This window comes from Streptomyces sp. NPDC059524 (assembly GCF_042749255.1).
Lineage (GTDB): Bacteria > Actinomycetota > Actinomycetes > Streptomycetales > Streptomycetaceae > Streptomyces > Streptomyces xanthii.
In genome coordinates this window covers 1-18,318 of the sequence record NZ_JBHYTK010000124.1, presented here as the reverse complement: position 1 = coordinate 18,318, position 18,318 = coordinate 1, and the positions used below count along the sequence as shown (strand labels likewise).

The window sequence follows — 18,318 nt, the reverse complement described above, 5'->3', positions numbered from 1 at the left end:
TTGTGGGCCCGATGGGCCTGTAACACCTAGTTCGGGGTATTGCAGGGTTGCGTCTCCAGCGCCCCCCCCTCCGCCGCCTCACCCTTCCACGCGGACTGGGAGGCGCGCGTCTTCGCGCTCCAGCGCGCGCTGCTCGTGAAGAAGGTGTTCAACCTCGACGAGTTCCGGGACGCGATCGAGACGATGCCGCCGCAGGAGTACCTCGCGGCCTCGTACTACGAGCGCTGGTTCCACGCGATCCGCACGCTCCTGGAGCGCAAGGGCGTCATCGAGCCGGGGGCGCTGGACCATGCCTGACACCACCGCCGTGTTCGCCCCGGGCGACCTCGTCCGTACGTACGGCCACGACCCGGTCCACCACACCCGGCTGCCGCGCTACGCCCGCGGCAAGCTCGGCGTCGTCGTCGAGCCCGAGGGGTTCGCTCCGCTCGCCGACGTCCGCTCCCAGGGGCGCGACGACGCCCCCGTCGAGATGATCTACGCCGTGCGGTTCAGCGCGCGCGAGCTGTGGGGCGAGGGCGACCACGAAGTCGTCCTCGACCTGTCGCAGAGCTACCTGGAGGCAGCCGATGTCCGGTGACCACGACGACGCGGTGATCTCCCGTCAGGTACGGCGCCTGGAGACCCTGCTGGAGGAGAAGGGCATCGTCGGCGGCGACACCGTCGACGAGGTCATCGACGGCTTCCTGTCCGGGGCCTCGCCGCTGAACGGGGCGAAGGTCGTGGCCCGCGCCTGGACCGACCCCGACTTCAAGGCGCGGCTCCTGGCGGACGGTTCCGCCGCCGTCGCCGAGCTCGGATTCAGCTCGGGCGGGGTGCAGCCGCAGCGGCTGCGGGTAGCCGAGAACACGGAGTCCGTCCACAACGTGGTCGTCTGCACGCTGTGCTCCTGCTATCCGCTGCGGCTGCTCGGGCCCTCGCCGGGCTGGTACAAGAGTGAGGCGTATCGCTCGCGCGTGGTGCGGGAACCTCTGGCGGTGCTCGCGGAGTTCGGGGTCGAGCTGGCCCCGGAGGTCTCGGTACGCGTCTGGGACTCCAGCGCGGAGACCCGCTACATGGTCCTCCCACGCCGCCCCGCCGGCACGGAAGCTCTGACCGAGCCGGAGCTGGTGTCCTTGGTGACCCGGAACGGGCTGATCGGCACGGCCGTCGTCTGACCGCGGGTCGGGTGGGGGCATCGCGTGTGCCCCGCGCGGGCCGTCCCTCGACTGCAGCGCCGTCGCGGTTGCTCGCGCAGTTCCCCGCGCCCCTGAAGGGCAGCGGCTTCGCCGCGCCTTCCCCCGACGACAGGCACCCCGCACCTCAATCGGGGAAATGCGACCCGGAGGGTCTGCATTTCAGGGGCGCGGGGAACTGCGCGACCAGCCCCCACCGGAGCCGCAGTCGCCCCGCTCGCCGGAGGCTAACGGCGCTTGGGGGCCCACATCTGGGCGGGCCCGCCTTCGTCCGGCTCGCCGAGGGAGTCGAGGGCCGCGCGGGCGCGGGGCGCGTGCAGGGGGGAGAACGCCGGGTTGATCCGGAGGGCCTCGCCGAGATGACGCCGGGCGGGACCGGCGAGGTCCAACTCCCGTTCCACCACGCCCCGGTGATACATGAACCCGGCGACCCGCACCGTACCGGCCTTCTGCCGATCCGTGGCCCGCCGCAGATACCCCAGCGCCTCCCGGTCGTCCCCGGCCCGGTGCAACGCCCACCCGAGCGCATCCGCGACCCCCACGCTCGGCGCCCGCTTCCACTCCGCCCGCAGCCGCGACACGGCCGCCCCCGCGTCCCCGTGATCGGCCTCCAGCCGCCCGAGCACCACCACGTCCACCTCACCCGCCCCGCGCTGCCGCAGCGCGTCGTACTCCGTGCGGGCCGCGTCGGCCATCCCCAGCGACTCGTACAGCTCGCCCAGTTCCAGCACGTACGCGGGCGCGGGCCGCAGCTCGATCGCCCGCCGGTACGCCCGCAGCGCCTCCGAGGACCGCCCCAGCGAGGTGAGCGCACGCCCCCGCCCGGCGAGCGCGGCGGCGCTGTCCGGATCGGCGCCGAGCGCCGCGTCGAAGTGCCGCAGCGCCCCCGCCGCGTCCCCCCGCTCCCAGGCCAGGTCGCCCCCGCGGGCCAGCAGCGCGGCCTGCTCCGCGGGCGTCCCCGCACGGGCCACCGCGTCGGACAGCACCGCCTCGGCGTCCTCCCGCCAGCCCCGGTCCCGGTACACCGCGACGGTGCGCAGCGTGACGGCCGTCCCCGAGGCCAGTTCGGTCAGCTTCTCCAGGTTCTTCCCGGCCGCCTTGCCGTTGCCGAGCCCCTGATAGGCATCGACCAGATACGCGTACGAGGACCAGCGGCGCGGCGCCAGCTTCCGCGCCCGTTCGCCGAAGGCGCGGGCCCCGGGCCAGTCGCCGCGCGCGACGGCCAGCGCGGCGAGCCCGTCGAGCGCCGCCGCGTTCCCGTTCGGCCGCGCCCGCAGCGAATCGCGCAACGCTCGTTCGGCGCGCGGGAAGTCGGCCGTCCGCGCGGTGCGGGTGCCGCGCTCCACGTACGCGGCGCCGAGTTCGGCGAGCGCCCCGTCGTCGCGCGGATGCTCCCGGACCCCGGCCTCGCGTTCGCGGATCAGCGCCGTGAGGTCGGGCAGCGCGGCGGGCGCCCCGACGGCGGCCGCGATCGCCGCGCGCCCGGCCGGACCGGGCAGCGCCCCCGCCCGGGGCGTCTCCTCGCCGGGCAGCAGCACGAGCACTCCGCCGAGCACCGCGCACCCGGCGACGGCGGCGCCCGCGCCGATCAGGGCCCGCCGCACCGTGCGCGAACGGCCGCGCGGCGGATGGTTCCAGGCTTCGGGCCCGCCGCTCCCGTCGCCCGCGCCGGTCTCGTCGTGCGCCGAACCCGTGGCGTTCCCGGAGTTCTCGAGGGTCTCCATAGGGCACACATTGGGTCAATACGAAGAGCGCATCACGGCAACATTCCGCCTGGCGGGAGGGCGTCGCTCATTCGGTTCACACACGTGGCCCCGAGTGCCACGCTGAGGACATGACCAGCACACTTGTCGAACGACTTCAGGAAGCCCTGCCGGCCGGGTCGGTCATCGTCGACCCCGACATCACGAGCGCGTACGCGAACGACATGGCGAGCTTCTGCGACGCGGGCGCCCCGGCCGTCGTCGTCCTGCCGCGCACGGTCGAACAGGTCCAGCACGTCATGCGCACCGCCACGGCGCTGCGGGTCCCGGTCGTCCCGCAGGGCGCCCGCACGGGCCTGTCGGGCGGCGCGAACGCCTCCGACGGCTGCATCGTGCTGTCCCTGGTCAAGATGGACCGGATCCTGGAGATCGACGTCGTCGACCGGATCGCGGTCGTCGAGCCGGGCGTCGTCAACGCCACGCTCTCCCGCGCGGTGAACGAGCACGGCCTCTACTACCCGCCGGACCCCTCCAGCTGGGAGATGTGCACCATCGGCGGCAACATCGGCACGGCCTCGGGCGGCCTGTGCTGTGTGAAGTACGGGGTGACGGCCGAGTACGTGCTCGGCCTCGACGTCGTCCTCGCCGACGGGCGCCTGCTCTCCACCGGCCGGCGCACGGCCAAGGGCGTCGCCGGCTACGACCTGACGCGGCTGTTCGTCGGCTCCGAGGGCAGCCTCGGCATCGTGGTCGGCGCGACCCTCGCGCTCAAGCCGCAGCCGCCGCAGCAGCTGGTCCTCGCCGCCGAGTTCGCGTCGACGGACGCCGCCTGCGACGCCGTCTGCAAGATCATGGCCGACGGGCACGTCCCGTCCCTGCTCGAACTGATGGACCGTACGACGGTCAAGGCGGTCAACGACCTCGCCCAGATGGGTCTGCCCGAGACCACCGAGGCGCTGCTCCTGTGCGCCTTCGACACCCTGGACCCGGCCGCCGATCTGGCCGCCGTCGGAGCGCTCTGCGAGGCCGCGGGCGCCACCCAGGTCGTCCCCGCCGAGGACGCCGCCGAGTCCGAACTGCTGCTCCAGGCCCGCCGCCTGTCGCTGACCGCCCTCGAAGCGGTCAAGGGCACGACGATGATCGACGACGTGTGCGTGCCCCGCACCCGGCTCGCCGAGATGCTCGCCGGTGTCGAGCGGATCGCCGAGAAGTACGCGCTGACCATCGGTGTCTGCGCGCACGCGGGCGACGGCAACACCCATCCCACCGTCTGCTTCGACGCACAGGACGCCGACGAGGGCCGCCGCGCCCGCGAGTCCTTCGACGAGATCATGGCCCTCGGTCTGCAGCTCGGCGGCACCATCACCGGCGAACACGGCGTCGGCGTACTGAAGAAGGAGTGGCTGGCGCGCGAGCTCGGGCCTGTCGGGGTCGAGGTCCAGCAGGCGGTGAAGGCGGCCTTCGACCCGCTGGGCATCCTCAACCCCGGCAAGCTGTTCTGAGCGCTCCCGCGCGCACTCTGTGATCCGGACCCGGCGCCGCCGGGTCCGGATATCGGTTCCCGGACGTGCCCCCGTTGCCCGCCGCTCACCGCTCGTCGGACGACGACTCGTCCGACGGCCACGGGTCGCGCAGGTACAGGTCGTCGGCCATCAGGGGCGCGAGCAGCTCGGCGAGGCCGTCGTCGATGCCGAGCCGCTCGGCCTCAGAGCCCGGAGGAACCACCCGCAGGGTCCGCTCCAGCCAGGCCGACACCTGCGCGGCGGGCGCTTCGAGGAGCGCGTCGCCGTCGGGGGAGCTCAGCGCCATCAGCACGACGCTGCGCCCCTCTACCTTCGTCGGCCACACCCGCACGTCGCCGTGCCCGCACGGCCGGAAGACACCCTCGACGAGCAGCTCGCGCGCGAACGTCCAGTTGACCGGGTGCTCCGAGCCGATGTGGAAGGCGATGTGGACGGCGAAGGGGTCGTCCGAACGGTAGGTGAGGCGGGCCGGGACGGGGATGCTGCGCTCCGGCGAGAGCACCAGCCTGAGCTCGAGTTCACGTTCCACGGTGGTGTACATGGCGTGCGCTTCCTTTCCTCGCGAAGGGCCCTCGGGTGGGCCCGTGCAAGGTGAGAGCGCGAGGTGGGCTCGGCATTACGCGACTTCTCGAAGTTTTCTCAGAAGTTTTTTCCGGGGCCCGGACCGGCCCTCCGCGACCTCCCGTAAGGGGGTCGGTACCGGCGGAGCGGCACGGGCGGAGGCGGCGGTCTGATAGATGTGGAGGCCACAACAAGACCCCCGAGCAGATACGGGACGACGGACATGAGCGCCCCAACCCCGGCCCCCGGCGACGACAGGCCCCGCGAAGGCTACTACCCCGACCCGTCCATTCCCGGATATGTCCGGTACTGGAACGGGGCCGCCTGGGTCCCCGGCACCAGCCGCCCCGCCCCGTCCGACGGCGAGCCCCTGCCGGCCCCCGCCGGTGCCGCCTCCGCGCAGGCCCCCGCGCCCGCCGCGGCGGAGCCCGCGCCCGCCGAGGAGACCGGCCCCGTCTTCCTCGACGAGGAGCCCTCCGTGCGTACGGAGCGCGGTCCCGAGACGACCGCCTCCCCTCAGGTCCCCGCACCCGGCCCCGTAGCGCAGGAACCGGCGTCCGCCTGGCAGGCCGACGCCGCCCGCCAGGCCGGGTTCGGCGGCGAGCAGGACCGCCGGGTGTCCTGGGGCTCGAAGGAGCCGGCCGAGGAGCCGCCCGCGGCCCCGCAGGCGCCCACTCCCACTCCCACGCCCGCGCCCGCCGACGGCACCGTCGCGATCCGCGCCGTGCGCCCCGGGCCCGAGCAGCGGCCCCCGCGCACCGACGGCACCATGACCATCCGCGCCGTGCCGCAGCAGGCCCCCGCGTCCGAGCCGACGGACCCTCAGGGCCCGCGCTCCGCCCCTGCCGACCCCCGCGTCGGCGCCCAGGCAGCCCCGCCCGCGGCGCCCACCCCGGCTCCGGCGCCCGCACCCGCCCCGGCCCCGCAGCCGCCCGTCACCCCGCAGGGCCCCGGCTACGGCTACCCCCAGCCCCAGCAGCCCCAGCAGCCCCAGTCCGGCTACGGCTACCCGCAGCAGGCCGCTCCCGGCCCGGTCACCCAGGGCCCCGGCGGCGGTTCGCCGTCCTGGGCGCAGCAGGTGCACCACCTGGCGACGCCGGGCCAGGAGGCGGAGGGCGCGCCCGTCACGCCGTTCAAGCCGGTCGCCGAGGACCCGTTCCTCGCGGCCGCGCAGGCCGCCGCGGCCGCCCGCCCGGCGGGGCTCGGCAAGCGGTTCGTGGCCCGGCTGATCGACTCGCTCGTCGTCGGCGCGGTCACCGCGGTCGCCGCCGTCCCGCTCGGCACCAAGGCCCTCGACCACGTCAACGGCAAGATCGACGAGGCGAAGGCCTCCGGCCGCCAGGTCACCGTCTGGCTGCTCGACGGCACGACCGGCACCTACCTCGGCATCGTCCTCGCCGTGCTCCTCGTCGCCGGTGTCCTCTACGAGGCGCTGCCGACCGCCAAGTGGGGCCGGACCCTGGGCAAGAAGCTGATGGGCCTGAGCGTGCGCGAGATCGAGGGCAACGACTCCCCGAGCTTCGGCGCGGCCCTGCGCCGCTGGCTCGTGTACAGCGTCCCCGGTCTGCTCGCCATCGGTGTCCTCGGCGTCCTGTGGGGCGCGTTCGACCGCCCGTGGCGCCAGTGCCTGCACGACAAGGCGGCCGGTACCTTCGTGGCCGGCTAGGGCGGGGTCATCCGTCCGGCGGCCCGCCGGATGCGGGGCGCCGGGCTTCGCGGTCCACTCGGGCCATGAGCACCGAACCGCCCCCCGACGGATCCGGCAGCCCGCCGGACGACGACCCGTTCCGCAAGCCGCCGCCGGAGAACCCCCCGGGAGGCGGCTCGCCGTACGGCAGTTCGCAGAACCCGCCACCCCCACCGGGCGGCGGGGGCCAGAACCCGTACGACTCACCGCAGAACCCCTACGGCGGCGGGGACCAGCCCCCGTACGGCGGCGGTACCCCACCTCCCTACGGCGGTGGTACGCCCCCGCCCTACGGCGGTGACCCCTACGGCGGCGGCTACGGCACCGGGGACCCGCTCGCCGGGATGCCGCCGCTCGCCGACAGCGGCAAGCGGGTGCTGGCCCGCATCATCGACCTGATCCTCGTCGGGGCCGTCGCCGCGCTGCTCGCGTGGGCCTTCGGGATCGCCGAGTACGAGACCGATCCCGACAAGATCGAGTACGGCAAGCAGTTCGGCTCCTCGCTGCTCGCCGCCGTGCTCTACATCGGGTACGACACGTTCCTGACCTCGCGCACCGGGCAGACCCTCGGCAAGAAGCTGATGAAGCTGCGCGTGGCCAACCTCTCCGACGGGGCGACGCCGAGCGTGCAGACCAACCTCGCGCGCGCGGCCGTCCTGTGGCTGCCCAGCGTCTTCTGCTGCGCCTGCCTGTGGCTGATCATCTCCGGCGGCTGGAGCTTCTTCGACAAGCCCTACAAGCAGGGCCTGCACGACAAGGCGGCGAAGACGGTGGTGGTCAGCACCGGCTGAGCGCGGCGCGGTGGTGCGCGTACGACGAACCGGCGGGTCCGTGTCTCACGGGCCCGCCGGTTCGCGCACGGGCTCGCGCGGGGACTCGGCGGCGCCGCTCGCGGCGGGGGAGGCCAGCGTGGTGGCCAGGGGGCGCTCCGGAGCGGGCTCCGGGGCGGGTGCCGCCGGCTTGGGCTTCGGCACCGACATCGCCACGAACACACCGAGGATGAGCGCCGACACGGCGATGACCCCGACTCCGGGGCCCGCGCTGGTGCGTGACAGCAGCAGCATCGCGATCGTGGAGCAGATGACGGTGGCCGAACCGTAGGCGAGCTGTGCGACAGTCGGGCGAGGCATGGCGTTGTCCGTCCTCGTGACATCGGGGGTGCGGGGCGCGGGCCGGTCGGTGGGTACCCGTGAGTACACCGTCGGCTTCACCCTATTCCGCACTGTGCCCGAGCGGAACGGCCGGTAAGCATGACCTAACCCACAGTGCCGTAGCTGCCGGAGCACAGGGGGCGCACGGAGTCACCGCGTCCGCCAAGTGGACACTCGGACGCGCCCGTTGGTGGCGGCTGGGAATCGGCGGTCTTGTCCGGATTCCGGAGTGCGTCCCCTGCATAGTGAAACGCAAACGTCATCGTCAAGGTCTGTTATTTCTCCTCTACCTCCGGTCAAATGGCGTCACTTGTGACACGTGGCCTCGTGCCACGGAGGAGGGGACCACTCAAGTGACCACCAAGAGACGGGCGTTGAGAGCCGCCGCCGTGCTCGTGACCCTGGCCGCCACCGCGGCCACCGGGTCCATAGCGGCGACGACCGCCCAGGCCGACACCCCGGCCGCCGCGAACAAGGCCTCCGACGGGAAGACCTTCGGGGGCAAGGGCCACGTCATGGACGGCCCGTTCAGCAAGCAGATGGAGCAGCAGCGTCAGACCGCGCTGCAGAACGTGCTCCAGGGCAAGTCCAAGGTCCGGGAGAAGAACGGCTCCAAGGTCGTCGAGCTCTCCAAGGGCAAGTACGTCGAGCTGGGCCGCGAGCGCACGGACAAGATCTTCACGATCCTGACCGAGTTCGGCGACAAGGTCGACAACACGACCCTGGTGGACCGCCAGGACGACGACACGGACGAGCTGAAGCCCAAGTACGGGGGCCAGCCCGGTCCGCTGCACAACCAGATCGCCGAGCCGGACCGCACCAAGAACAACAGCACGGCCTGGCAGAAGGACTACGACGCCCAGCACTTCCGCGACCTGTACTTCGGTACGGGCAAGGGCGTCGACTCCCTCAAGACCTACTACGAGAAGACCTCCTCGGGCCGCTACTCGGTCGACGGCGAGGTCTCCGACTGGGTCAAGGTCGAGTACAACGAGGCCCGCTACGGCTCCAACTACTGCGGCGCCGACAACTGCCCGAACGTCGAGGACCTGGTCCGCGACGGCGTCAACGCCTGGGTCGCGCAGCAGAAGGCGGCCGGCAAGTCCGACGCCGACATCAAGGCCGACATGGCCCAGTACGACCAGTGGGACCGTACGGACCACGACAACGACGGCAACTTCAACGAGCCCGACGGCTACATCGACCACTTCCAGATCGTCCACGCGGGCGAGGACGGGTCGGCCGGCGGCGGCGCGCAGGGCGGCGACTCCCTGTGGGCGCACCGCGGTTACGCCTACAGCCGTGACGACGGCAACACGGGCCCCTCGGGCTTCAAGGCCGGCGGCACCCCGATCGGCGACACCGGCATCTGGGTCGGCGACTACACGATGCAGCCGGAGAACGGCGGCCTCGGCGTCTTCGCCCACGAGTACGGCCACGACCTGGGCCTGCCCGACCTGTACGACACCACGTACACGGGCGAGAACTCGGTCGGCTTCTGGTCGCTGATGTCGGCCGGTTCCTGGCTGGGCACCGGCAAGGACTCGATCGGCGACATGCCGGGCGACATGACCGCCTGGGACAAGCTGCAGCTGGGCTGGCTCAACTACGACACGGCGAAGGCGGCGACCAGGTCGACGCACAAGCTGGGTGTGTCGGAGTACAACACCAAGCTGAAGCAGGCGCTCGTCGTCGAGCTGCCGAAGAAGAACGTCACCACCGACATCGTCAAGCCGACCCAGGGCGCCAAGCAGTGGTGGTCCGACTACGGCGACGACCTCGACAACACCCTGGAGCGCACGGTCGATCTGACCGGCAAGTCCAAGGCCGCGCTCGAGCTCGACGGCTGGTGGAACATCGAGAAGGACTACGACTACCTGTACACGCAGGTGTCCACGGACGGCGGCGCGAGCTGGCAGACCATCGACGGCACCGCCGACGGTCAGGCCATCACCCGTGACGGCGGCGACAAGCCGGCCCTGACGGGCGACTCCGCCAAGTTCCAGCACCTGGTCTTCCCGCTCGACGAGTTCGCCGGCAAGAAGATCGGCGTCCGCTTCCGCTACAAGACGGACGGCGGCGCGGGCGGCATGGGCTTCACCGCCGACAACCTGACGGTCAAGGCGGACGGCGCGGCCGTCTTCTCGGACGACGCCGAGGGCGACGACAACGGCTGGACCGCGCGCGGCTTCTCCCGCGTCGGCGCCTCCATCAGCGGCGACTTCCCGCAGTTCTACATCGCCGAGAACCGCCAGTACGTCTCGTACGACAAGACCCTCAAGGTCGGCCCGTACAACTTCGGTTGGCGTGACGGCGGCGCGAAGGACGACTGGGTCGAGCACTACCAGTACCGTCCCGGCCTGATGATCTGGCAGTGGGACACCTCGCAGCGCAACAACAACGTCGGCCAGCACCCGGGCAAGGGTCTGATCCTGCCGATCGACGCGCACGCGAAGCCGATGTACTGGGCCGACGGCAAGACCAAGATCACCAACAAGATCACGCCGTACGACGCCGCCTTCGGCAAGTACCCGGTCCCCGGCATGACGCTGCACCGCCTGGGTGTCGAGAAGAAGATCCCGGCGCAGCTCGGCAACCCGGTCTTCGACGACCACAAGGGCACCTACTGGTACGCCGAGAACCCGACGGGCAGTGTTCAGACAACTGACACCAACACCCGCATCGCGGTCGTCAAGCAGCCGCTCGACGGCTCCTCGATCACGGTGAAGGTCGGCCCCTCGGTCAAGTAACGAGGAAAACCGCAGGTCAAACGCGTATCGGGGGGCGCCCCCGCGCACGGGGGGGGAGGGGGGGGGGGGCCGGGGGTGGTGTGGGTGGGGGGGGGGGTGTGTTTGTTCAAACAAGACACAGGGGGGGTGGCGGGGGGGGCGGGGGTCGGGGGGGGGCGCCGGTGGTGGGGCGTGCTCGGGGGCGCCGGGGGGGGGGGTGGGGGGCCGCCCCCGATCGTGTTTAGGTGCGTCCTGTGGGTTTCTTATTGACACTACGTCTCACGGGGGTGTGACAGTCATGTCCGCAGGAGGGTTCTGCAAGCTGCCGGGCGGCAGCGTGGTGGTGGCACTGACCTTGCCGGCACCGGACGCCGCCGAGGGGGCGGTACGGGTCCTGGTGCACGCCGCGAACCGCGCCCGTGCCCTGACCCGCCTGCGCAATCTGGGCCTGCGCGCGGTCTACCTGCGGGGCAACAGCCACCCGCCGACCCCGGACGAGATCACCGCCGTCCTGCACCATCCGGACGGCCTCCTGTGGCGCGCGGCCCCGGACCCGGCCGTGGGCGAGCTCTGGCACCCGATACGAGCCCTTTTCCGGCCGACGGCCCCCGCGGGCGGCATAGCGAGCTGACCGCCCGAGCCCTGTGGGGCGGCTGACGAGCGGGGTCCGGCAGATCGGCCCGTCGCAGATCGGCCCGTCCGGCAGATCCAGCCCCTCCGGCGTTTGAGGAGCGGGGTCCGGGGCGGAGCCCGGTGCCCTAGGCGACGACGGGCTTGCCGGTGAGCTCGACCCCGGCGCGGCGCAGCTCCTCGAGCGCCGCCTCGGTCGTGGGCGCGGCCACCCCGGCCGTCAGGTCGAGCAGCACATGGGTGCGGAACCCTTCACGGGCCGCGTCCAACGCCGTGGCCCGCACACAGTGATCCGTGGCGATCCCGACGACGTCGACCTCGGAGATCTCCCGGTCCCGCAGCCACTCCGCCAGCGGCACCCCGTTCTCGTCGGCCCCCTCGAACCCGCTGTACGCGGCCGAGTAGGCCCCCTTCGAGAACACGGCGTCGATCGCGCCGGAGGCGACCGCGGGCGCGAAGTTCGGGTGGAAGCCGACGCCCTCCGTGCCGGCGACGCAGTGCGCGGGCCAGGTGGCGACGTAGTCCGGGTTCTCCGAGAAGTGGTCGCCCGGCGCGATGTGGTGGTCGCGGGTCGCCACCACGTGCCGGTAGCCACCGCCGCCGGCCTGGCCGATCAGATCCGTGATCGCGGCAGCGACGTCGGCACCTCCCGCCACGGCGAGGCTGCCGCCCTCGCAGAAGTCGTTCTGCACGTCTACGACGATCAGGGCGCGGCGCATGGTCGGTGTCCTTCTGCTGGGAGACTACGAGCGTAGAAGCTCGGCTCGCGGAACGGGAGAGGGCGGGCGGGAGAGGGCACGGACCCCCTCCCGGTGACCGCGGGTGCTCAGGCGTACTCGGTGGGGATGACGGCCTCGCCCTTCGAGAGCTGGGTCGCCGACAGGGGCAGCGCGTCGCGCGCCGCGATGTGCCGCTCGCGGACCGTGTCCAGCGGCTCGCGGGCGATCACCTCGCCGCCCCGGACCAGCTCGACGAGCAGCTGCCGGTCGGCGAGCTCCTCCGGGACCGCGCCGAGGCCCACGACCTCGGCCTCGGCGACCCCGTCCGCGTCGAGCCGGCGCGCGGCCCACTTGCGGCCGCCGACGGAGGCCTTCCCGCCCACCGACTTCTTCGCGACCGGCACGAGCGGCGCCTTCGGGTCGGCGGACTCGGCGCGGGCGACCAGCTTGTAGACCATGGAGCAGGTCGGGTGCCCCGAGCCGGTGACCAGCTGGGTGCCGACCCCGTACGCGTCCACGGGCGCGGCGGCGAGCGAGGCGATGGCGTACTCGTCGAGGTCGGAGGTGACCACGATCTTGGTGTCCTTGGCGCCGAGGTCGTCGAGCTGCTGGCGCACCCGGTGCGCGACGAGCAGCAGGTCGCCGGAGTCGATCCGGACGGCCCCGAGCTTCGGCCCGGCGATCTCCACGGCCGTGCGGACGGCCTCCTGCACGTCGTACGTGTCGACGAGCAGAGTCGTTCCTTCGCCGAGCGTGTCGACCTGGGCGCGGAACGCGTCGCGCTCGGAGTCGTGCAGCAGGGTGAACGCGTGGGCCGAGGTGCCGACGGTCGGGATCCCGTAGCGGAAACCGGCCGCCAGGTCCGAGGTCGTGGCGAAGCCGCCCACGTACGCGGCGCGGGACGCGGCGACCGCGGCCAGCTCGTGGGTGCGCCGGGCGCCCATCTCGATCAGCGGCCGCTCGCCCGCGGCCGAGGCCATGCGGGAGGCGGCGGCGGCGATCGCCGAGTCGTGGTTGAGGATCGAGAGGATCACCGTCTCCAGGAGCACGCACTCGGCGAAGGAGCCCTCGACGCGCAGGACCGGGGAGCCGGGGAAGTAGACCTCACCCTCGGGGTAGCCCCAGATGTCGCCGGAGAACCGGTAGTCCGCGAGCCACTGGAGGGTCGGCTCGTCGACGATCCCGGCCTCGCGCAGGAAGCCCAGCTCGCCGGCGCCGAACCGGAAGTTCTCGACGGCGTCCAGGACGCGCCCGGTGCCCGCGACGACGCCGTAGCGGCGCCCCTCGGGCAGACGCCGGGTGAAGACCTCGAAGACCGAGTGCCGGTCGGCGGTGCCCGCTCGGAGGGCGGCCTGGAGCATCGTCAGCTCGTAGTGGTCGGTGAAGAGCGCTGTCGACGGAACGTCCACCGGCAGGCCAAGGTCCGCTGTGTTCATGTTCAGGATGCTACCCCGAATTAGCGTCAGTGTGACGATTTCTGTGGCGCGTGTGGGCGAGGCCACGTGGCGCGCACCCGAGCGGCTCGTTTGTGCGGTTCAGGCCTCCTGGTGGCAGCATGGGCCGTGTGACGGCTCCCGCACCCCTTGAGATCGAAAGCCCCGAGACGACGGAGGACCTCTCCGCGGTCCCCGAGCCGGACGTCCCCTGGATCACCCTGGTCCACAACGACCCGGTGAACCTGATGAGTTACGTGACATACGTCTTCCAGACGTACTTCGGGTACTCCAAGGACAAGGCCACCAAACTGATGATGGACGTCCATCACAAGGGGCGGGCCGTGGTCTCCTCCGGCACCCGCGAGGAGATGGAGCGGGACGTCCAGGCCATGCACGGATACGGCCTGTGGGCCACGCTGCAACAGGATCGGAAGTAACGCCGTACTCATGCCCGGACACTTCGAACCGATCCCCGGAGGCGGCGCCGCCGTCGCCCTCGACGACGTCGAGATCTCCATCATCCGCTCGCTCGCCGTCCAGCTCCTGGAGCTGATCGGCCCCGGCCCCGGCGGCGAGGTCTCCGACGACCCGCTCGCCGAGCTGTTCGCCGAGGGCCCCAGCGAGCCGCCCACCGACGCGGTGCTGCGCCGGCTGCTCCCGGACGCGTACGGCGGCCCGGGCGTCTCCGAGCAGGAGGACCCCGACGAACTGCGCGCGTACTCCTCCGAGTTCCGCCGCTTCACCGAGAACGACCTGCGGGCCGGCAAGCGCGAGGACGCCCTCGCGGTGATCCGCTCGCTGGACGCGCTGAGCCCGGCCGGTGACGGGGGAGCGGTGCTCAAGCTCTCGCCCGGGGAATCGGTGCAGTGGATGCGCGCGCTCAACGACCTGCGCCTGGCCATCGGCACCCGTCTGGAGATCACCGACGAGGAGGACACGGACCTCCTCTACCGGCTGCCGGACGAGGACCCGCGTAAACCCATGGTGATGGCGTACCTGTGGCTCGGCGGTCTCCAGGAGACTCTGGTCGAAACCCTTATGCCCTGACCTGTCAGGACAAGGTGGGCGGAGTCTGGACGTCCATTTCCTGGACGTTCGCTCAGCGGACGCTCAAATCCGCATAACGATCCCGTCACCGTGACGCTCCGTAATGCCGCCACGTGCGTTATTTGTCCCCTTTTTCCTGTGTCGTGCGCCACACGCGCCTCGCCCGATCACCGTGAACGGCGTGATAAATCTTCACGACCACCCGGCAGGCGCCACCCCCTGCCCGCCGGGGGCGCCCCGACCGGCAGACCGCCGGTAGGCACAGCTCCATCCATCCAGGGGTTCGACCCCGAAGGATCGTCACAGTCGATCCGAGCCGCGTACGGCACGGATCGGCATGGAGAAAGGCGCACCACCATGACCTCAGTGCAGGTCGACGACAAGCACCACGACGCCGGCAATGAGGCCGTGCAGGACGCGGAAGCGTCCAGCGAGGGCTACCAGCGGGGCCTCGGCTCCCGCCAGATCCAGATGATCGCCATCGGCGGCGCCATCGGCACGGGTCTCTTCCTCGGCGCGGGCAAGGGCATCTCCAAGGCGGGCCCCAGCCTGATCCTCGCGTACGCCATCGCGGGCGTCGTCATCTTCTTCATCATGCGGGCGCTCGGCGAGCTCCTCATGTACCGCCCCGTCTCCGGCTCGTTCTCGGAGTACGCGCGTGAGTTCATCGGCCCCTTCGCGGGCTTCGTCACCGGCTGGACGTACTGGCTGTTCTGGGTCATCACCGGCATGACCGAGGTGACGGCCGCGGCCGTCTACATGACGTTCTGGTGGGACATCCCGCAATGGCTGTCCGCACTCGTCTTCACCGTCATCCTCTTCGGCGCCAACCTGATCTCCGTGAAGCTCTTCGGTGAGCTGGAGTTCTGGTTCTCCACGGTCAAGGTCACCGCCATCATCGGCATGATCCTGATCTGCGCCGGCATCCTCACCATCGGCTTCTCCGACGTCGGTGACACCGCGTCCGTCACGCACCTGTGGGACCTCGGCGGCTTCTTCGCCGGCGAGAACGGCATCGGCTCGACGCTGATGACCCTGCAGATGGTCATGTTCGCCTTCCTCGCGGTCGAGCTCGTCGGCGTCACCGCGGGCGAGGCCAAGGACGCCAAGACCGTCCTGCCCAAGGCCATCAACACCGTGCCGTGGCGCATCGCCGTCTTCTACGTCGGTGCCCTGATCATGATCCTCTCGGTCATCCCGTGGACCTCCTTCAAGGCCGGCGAGAGCCCGTTCGTCCACGCCTTCGACGAGATGGGCCTGGGCATCGGCGCCGCCATCGTCAACTTCGTCGTGCTGACCGCCGCGCTGTCCTCCTGCAACTCGGGCATGTACTCCACCGGCCGCATGCTGCGCGACCTCGCGCTCAACGGCCAGGGCCCGCGCCTGTTCACCAAGCTGAGCAAGAAGGGCCTGCCGGTCGTCGGCACCACGTTCTCCGCCGCGATGATGCTGGTCGGCGTCTGGATCAACTACCAGTGGCCGGGCGAGGCGTTCAACTACGTCGTCTCCTTCGCCACCATCTCCGGCATGTGGGCCTGGATCGTCATCCTGATCTCCCAGATCCGCTACCGCCTCAAGTCCGACCGGGGCGAGCTGCCCAAGTCCACGTTCCGCGCCCCGGGCGGCATCTGGGCGAGCATCTTCTCGCTGGCGTTCATCGCGCTGGTCATCGTCACGATGGGCATGGACAAGGACAACCGGGTCGCCCTGTACGGGGCGCCGGTCTGGGGCGCGATCCTCGCGGTCGCCTACTTCGTGCTCAAGGCGCGGAAGACCGAGGGCGCCGCGGCCGTCCAGCGCGGCTGACCCGCCACGTCTCACCAGTCGGGCCGTCCCGTACCGCGATCCGGTACGGGGCGGCCCTCCTGCTTATCCTGACCGCATGCTGACGATTTCCAAGGCGCTGTACGACCAGATCGTGGAGCACGCCCGCAAGGACCACCCCGACGAGGCCTGCGGCGTCGTGGCCGGCCCGGTCGGCGAGGGCCGCCCCGAGCGCTTCATCCCGATGCTGAACGCCGCCCGCTCGCCCACCTTCTACGAGTTCGACTCCGGCGACCTGCTCAAGCTGTACCGCGAGATGGACGACCGCGACGAGGAGCCGGTGATCATCTACCACTCCCACACCGCGACCGAGGCCTACCCATCCCGGACCGACATCACGTACGCCAACGAGCCGGGCGCCCACTACGTCCTCGTCTCCACCGCCGACACCGACGACGCGGGCCCCTTCCAGTTCCGCTCGTTCCGCATCGTCGACGGCGAGATCACCGAGGAAGAGGTCGAGGTCACGGCCTGAGTTCCGGGCCCATCTCGCCATGCAGACGATTTTCGACCGCATGGTGAGATCACATTCCTGGGAGCGGGGCGGGAATCGATACGATGAGCGCATGGTTTTCCACGACGTGAGCGAAAAGACGCCGGGCATGCTGCTCGTGGCGCGGCTGCACGTCGACCTGTGCCGCCTCGCCAGCGCCATCTGTCCGCGCTGAGCCGCACCGCCGTCAGGCCCTGAGCCGCGGCCCGCCCCACCCTGCTCCGCCCGACCGCGCCGCCGCGCGCTCACCGCACGACTCCACACGACTTCCGACTCCTGACAGGAGCCCAGCATGGCCATCGAGGTCCGCATCCCGACCATCCTCCGCACCTACACCGACGGCGCCAAGGCCGTGGAGGGCAAGGGCGAGACCCTCGCCGAGCTCTTCGCCGACCTGGAGACCCGCCACACCGGGATCGAGGCCCGCATCGTGGACGCCGGCCAGCTGCGCCGCTTCGTCAACGTCTACCTGAACGACGAGGACGTCCGCTTCCTCGACGGCATCACGACCAAGCTCGCCGACGGCGACAACGTCACGATCCTGCCGGCCGTCGCCGGCGGCATGCGCTGAGCAAGGCGAATCGACCTATGCGCTACGACAGCCCGCTCGCCGCGGTCGGCAACACCCCCCTGGTGCGCCTGCCGCGGCTGTCGCCCTCCGACGACGTACGGATCTGGGCGAAGCTGGAGGACCGCAACCCGACCGGCTCGGTCAAGGACCGCCCCGCGCTCCACATGATCGAACAGGCCGAGAAGGACGGCCGGCTCACCCCCGGCTGCACCATCCTCGAGCCCACGTCAGGCAATACCGGCATCTCGCTGGCGATGGCCGCCCGCCTCAAGGGCTACCGCATCGTCTGCGTCATGCCGGAGAACACCTCCCAGGAGCGGCGCGACCTGCTCGCCATGTGGGGCGCCGAGATCATCTCGTCCCCCGCCGCGGGCGGCTCCAACACGGCCGTGCGCATGGCCAAGGAGCTCGCGGGGCAGCACCCCGACTGGGTGATGCTCTACCAGTACGGCAACCCGGACAACGCGGGTGCGCACTACGCCACGACGGGCCCGGAGATCCTCGCGGACCTCCCCTCCGTCACCCACTTCGTCGCCGGACTCGGCACCACCGGCACGCTGATGGGCGTCGGGCGCTACCTGCGCGAGCACAAGCCGGACGTCAAGATCGTCGCGGCCGAGCCGCGCTACGACGACCTCGTCTACGGCCTGCGCAACCTGGACGAGGGCTTCGTCCCCGAGCTCTACGACGCCTCCGTCCTCACCACCCGCTTCTCCGTCGGGTCCGCCGACGCGGTGACGCGGACGCGGGAGCTCCTCCAGCAGGAGGGCATCTTCGCCGGAGTCTCGACCGGGGCCGCGCTGCACGCGGCGATCGGGGTCGGCCGCAAGGCCGTCAAGGCCGGCGAGTCCGCGGACATCGTGTTCGTCGTGGCCGACGGCGGCTGGAAGTACCTCTCGACCGGCGTCTACACGGCGGCCACGACGGAGGAAGCGATCGAGGTCCTCCACGGCCAGCTCTGGGCCTGAACCTTTACTTCGTCCGCGGGTCCGGTGGGGGCTGGTCGCGCAGTTCCCCGCGCCCCTGAAATGCATGCCCTTCGGGCGCATTTCCCCGATAGAGGCTGAGC

General features: G+C 71.4%; 20 protein-coding genes. 15 read left to right on the top strand and 5 right to left on the bottom strand.

The annotated features are described in order from the left end of the window. The first annotated feature begins 39 nt into the window (after positions 1–39). Genes ACFW9D_RS28335 through nthA form a run of 3 tightly spaced genes read left to right on the top strand, consistent with a single transcriptional unit; the run spans position 40 to position 1,157 of the window. Positions 40–297: a hypothetical protein gene (locus ACFW9D_RS28335; protein WP_384626352.1), complete on the top strand. Its 258-nt coding sequence runs from the start codon at positions 40–42 to the stop codon at positions 295–297. Beyond that, positions 290–580, top strand: a complete 291-nt coding sequence (locus tag ACFW9D_RS28330; protein ID WP_188338633.1) for an SH3-like domain-containing protein — start codon at positions 290–292, stop codon at positions 578–580. Before ACFW9D_RS28335 ends, ACFW9D_RS28330 begins: the two co-directional genes overlap by 8 nt. After that, on the top strand, positions 570–1,157 hold the full coding sequence (nthA, locus tag ACFW9D_RS28325; protein ID WP_384626349.1) for a nitrile hydratase subunit alpha: 588 nt from the start codon (positions 570–572) through the stop codon (positions 1,155–1,157). The genes ACFW9D_RS28330 and nthA overlap by 11 nt, the downstream gene beginning before the upstream one ends. A gap of 245 nt (positions 1,158–1,402) precedes the next feature. On the opposite strand, the gene ACFW9D_RS28320 is transcribed toward nthA, so the two are convergent. Further along, positions 1,403–2,899, bottom strand: coding sequence for a tetratricopeptide repeat protein (locus ACFW9D_RS28320; RefSeq protein ID WP_384626347.1), 1,497 nt, complete (start codon positions 2,897–2,899; stop codon positions 1,403–1,405). Positions 2,900–3,009: 110 nt separating this feature from the next. Between ACFW9D_RS28320 and ACFW9D_RS28315 the strand changes: the two genes are divergently transcribed. Next, positions 3,010–4,380 carry an FAD-binding oxidoreductase gene (locus ACFW9D_RS28315; protein ID WP_188338636.1) on the top strand — a complete coding sequence of 457 codons (1,371 nt, stop codon included), beginning with the start codon at positions 3,010–3,012 and terminating at the stop codon, positions 4,378–4,380. Positions 4,381–4,465: 85 nt separating this feature from the next. Here the strand turns inward: ACFW9D_RS28315 and ACFW9D_RS28310 are convergent, their stop codons facing one another. Further along, on the bottom strand, positions 4,466–4,942 hold the full coding sequence (locus ACFW9D_RS28310) for an SsgA family sporulation/cell division regulator (RefSeq protein ID WP_188338637.1): 477 nt from the start codon (positions 4,940–4,942) through the stop codon (positions 4,466–4,468). 243 nt (positions 4,943–5,185) lie between these two features. On the opposite strand from ACFW9D_RS28310, the gene ACFW9D_RS28305 reads away from it, so the two are divergent. Together ACFW9D_RS28305 and ACFW9D_RS28300 are read left to right on the top strand one after the other, a co-directional pair. Next, complete coding sequence (locus ACFW9D_RS28305) at positions 5,186–6,628, top strand: RDD family protein (RefSeq protein WP_384626343.1); 1,443 nt, start codon at positions 5,186–5,188, stop codon at positions 6,626–6,628. Between the two features lie 65 nt (positions 6,629–6,693). Beyond that, complete coding sequence (locus tag ACFW9D_RS28300; RefSeq protein WP_188338639.1) at positions 6,694–7,440, top strand: RDD family protein; 747 nt, start codon at positions 6,694–6,696, stop codon at positions 7,438–7,440. 45 nt (positions 7,441–7,485) lie between these two features. Here ACFW9D_RS28300 and ACFW9D_RS28295 read toward each other — a convergent pair whose 3' ends face one another. Next, a complete protein-coding gene (locus ACFW9D_RS28295) occupies positions 7,486–7,779 on the bottom strand; it encodes a hypothetical protein (protein ID WP_188338640.1) in 294 nt (97 codons plus the stop codon). Between the two features lie 536 nt (positions 7,780–8,315). Here ACFW9D_RS28295 and ACFW9D_RS28290 point away from each other — a divergent pair. Next, the gene (locus ACFW9D_RS28290) at positions 8,316–10,550 is read left to right on the top strand and encodes an immune inhibitor A domain-containing protein (RefSeq protein ID WP_384626362.1); all 2,235 of its coding nucleotides are present in this window, start codon (positions 8,316–8,318) and stop codon (positions 10,548–10,550) included. 277 nt (positions 10,551–10,827) lie between these two features. After that, entirely contained in the window at positions 10,828–11,160 is a 333-nt protein-coding gene (locus ACFW9D_RS28285; protein ID WP_188338642.1) for a hypothetical protein, read from the top strand. 127 nt (positions 11,161–11,287) lie between these two features. Here the strand turns inward: ACFW9D_RS28285 and ACFW9D_RS28280 are convergent, their stop codons facing one another. Then, the gene (locus tag ACFW9D_RS28280) at positions 11,288–11,878 is read right to left on the bottom strand and encodes an isochorismatase family protein (RefSeq protein WP_188338643.1); all 591 of its coding nucleotides are present in this window, start codon (positions 11,876–11,878) and stop codon (positions 11,288–11,290) included. A 107-nt stretch (positions 11,879–11,985) separates the two neighbouring features. Continuing rightward, a complete protein-coding gene (locus ACFW9D_RS28275) occupies positions 11,986–13,314 on the bottom strand; it encodes a nicotinate phosphoribosyltransferase (RefSeq protein ID WP_384626340.1) in 1,329 nt (442 codons plus the stop codon). 119 nt (positions 13,315–13,433) lie between these two features. Between ACFW9D_RS28275 and clpS the strand changes: the two genes are divergently transcribed. From clpS to ACFW9D_RS28240, 7 genes are all read left to right on the top strand, one after another. Further along, complete coding sequence (gene clpS, locus ACFW9D_RS28270) at positions 13,434–13,751, top strand: ATP-dependent Clp protease adapter ClpS (RefSeq protein WP_188338645.1); 318 nt, start codon at positions 13,434–13,436, stop codon at positions 13,749–13,751. Between the two features lie 10 nt (positions 13,752–13,761). Continuing rightward, positions 13,762–14,361: a DUF2017 domain-containing protein gene (locus tag ACFW9D_RS28265; RefSeq protein WP_188338646.1), complete on the top strand. Its 600-nt coding sequence runs from the start codon at positions 13,762–13,764 to the stop codon at positions 14,359–14,361. A gap of 357 nt (positions 14,362–14,718) precedes the next feature. Next, a complete protein-coding gene (locus ACFW9D_RS28260) occupies positions 14,719–16,167 on the top strand; it encodes an amino acid permease (RefSeq protein WP_188338647.1) in 1,449 nt (482 codons plus the stop codon). Between the two features lie 76 nt (positions 16,168–16,243). Then, positions 16,244–16,660 (top strand): Mov34/MPN/PAD-1 family protein, encoded by a 417-nt coding sequence (locus ACFW9D_RS28255; RefSeq protein ID WP_188338648.1) that lies wholly within the window; start codon positions 16,244–16,246, stop codon positions 16,658–16,660. A gap of 91 nt (positions 16,661–16,751) precedes the next feature. After that, complete coding sequence (locus ACFW9D_RS28250; protein ID WP_317453331.1) at positions 16,752–16,853, top strand: putative leader peptide; 102 nt, start codon at positions 16,752–16,754, stop codon at positions 16,851–16,853. A gap of 117 nt (positions 16,854–16,970) precedes the next feature. Continuing rightward, positions 16,971–17,249, top strand: a complete 279-nt coding sequence (locus tag ACFW9D_RS28245; RefSeq protein ID WP_188338649.1) for a MoaD/ThiS family protein — start codon at positions 16,971–16,973, stop codon at positions 17,247–17,249. A gap of 17 nt (positions 17,250–17,266) precedes the next feature. After that, positions 17,267–18,217, top strand: a complete 951-nt coding sequence (locus ACFW9D_RS28240) for a PLP-dependent cysteine synthase family protein (RefSeq protein ID WP_188338650.1) — start codon at positions 17,267–17,269, stop codon at positions 18,215–18,217. The last annotated feature ends 101 nt before the right edge of the window (positions 18,218–18,318 follow it).

Bases quoted from the DNA above. Each gene is read 5' to 3' on its own strand.
- ACFW9D_RS28265 (WP_188338646.1), top strand. From the start codon at position 13,762: ATGCCCGGACACTTCGAACCGATCCCCGGAGGCGGCGCCGCCGTCGCC.
- ACFW9D_RS28260 (WP_188338647.1), top strand. From the start codon at position 14,719: ATGACCTCAGTGCAGGTCGACGACAAGCACCACGACGCCGGCAATGAG.
- ACFW9D_RS28275 (WP_384626340.1), bottom strand. From the start codon at position 13,314: ATGAACACAGCGGACCTTGGCCTGCCGGTGGACGTTCCGTCGACAGCG.
- ACFW9D_RS28315 (WP_188338636.1), top strand. From the start codon at position 3,010: ATGACCAGCACACTTGTCGAACGACTTCAGGAAGCCCTGCCGGCCGGG.
- ACFW9D_RS28245 (WP_188338649.1), top strand. From the start codon at position 16,971: ATGGCCATCGAGGTCCGCATCCCGACCATCCTCCGCACCTACACCGAC.
- ACFW9D_RS28330 (WP_188338633.1), top strand. From the start codon at position 290: ATGCCTGACACCACCGCCGTGTTCGCCCCGGGCGACCTCGTCCGTACG.
- ACFW9D_RS28250 (WP_317453331.1), top strand. From the start codon at position 16,752: ATGGTTTTCCACGACGTGAGCGAAAAGACGCCGGGCATGCTGCTCGTG.
- ACFW9D_RS28305 (WP_384626343.1), top strand. From the start codon at position 5,186: ATGAGCGCCCCAACCCCGGCCCCCGGCGACGACAGGCCCCGCGAAGGC.
- ACFW9D_RS28320 (WP_384626347.1), bottom strand. From the start codon at position 2,899: ATGGAGACCCTCGAGAACTCCGGGAACGCCACGGGTTCGGCGCACGAC.
- ACFW9D_RS28310 (WP_188338637.1), bottom strand. From the start codon at position 4,942: ATGTACACCACCGTGGAACGTGAACTCGAGCTCAGGCTGGTGCTCTCG.
- ACFW9D_RS28285 (WP_188338642.1), top strand. From the start codon at position 10,828: ATGTCCGCAGGAGGGTTCTGCAAGCTGCCGGGCGGCAGCGTGGTGGTG.
- ACFW9D_RS28295 (WP_188338640.1), bottom strand. From the start codon at position 7,779: ATGCCTCGCCCGACTGTCGCACAGCTCGCCTACGGTTCGGCCACCGTC.
- nthA (WP_384626349.1), top strand. From the start codon at position 570: ATGTCCGGTGACCACGACGACGCGGTGATCTCCCGTCAGGTACGGCGC.
- ACFW9D_RS28255 (WP_188338648.1), top strand. From the start codon at position 16,244: ATGCTGACGATTTCCAAGGCGCTGTACGACCAGATCGTGGAGCACGCC.
- clpS (WP_188338645.1), top strand. From the start codon at position 13,434: ATGGGCCGTGTGACGGCTCCCGCACCCCTTGAGATCGAAAGCCCCGAG.
- ACFW9D_RS28240 (WP_188338650.1), top strand. From the start codon at position 17,267: ATGCGCTACGACAGCCCGCTCGCCGCGGTCGGCAACACCCCCCTGGTG.
- ACFW9D_RS28280 (WP_188338643.1), bottom strand. From the start codon at position 11,878: ATGCGCCGCGCCCTGATCGTCGTAGACGTGCAGAACGACTTCTGCGAG.
- ACFW9D_RS28300 (WP_188338639.1), top strand. From the start codon at position 6,694: ATGAGCACCGAACCGCCCCCCGACGGATCCGGCAGCCCGCCGGACGAC.
- ACFW9D_RS28290 (WP_384626362.1), top strand. From the start codon at position 8,316: ATGGACGGCCCGTTCAGCAAGCAGATGGAGCAGCAGCGTCAGACCGCG.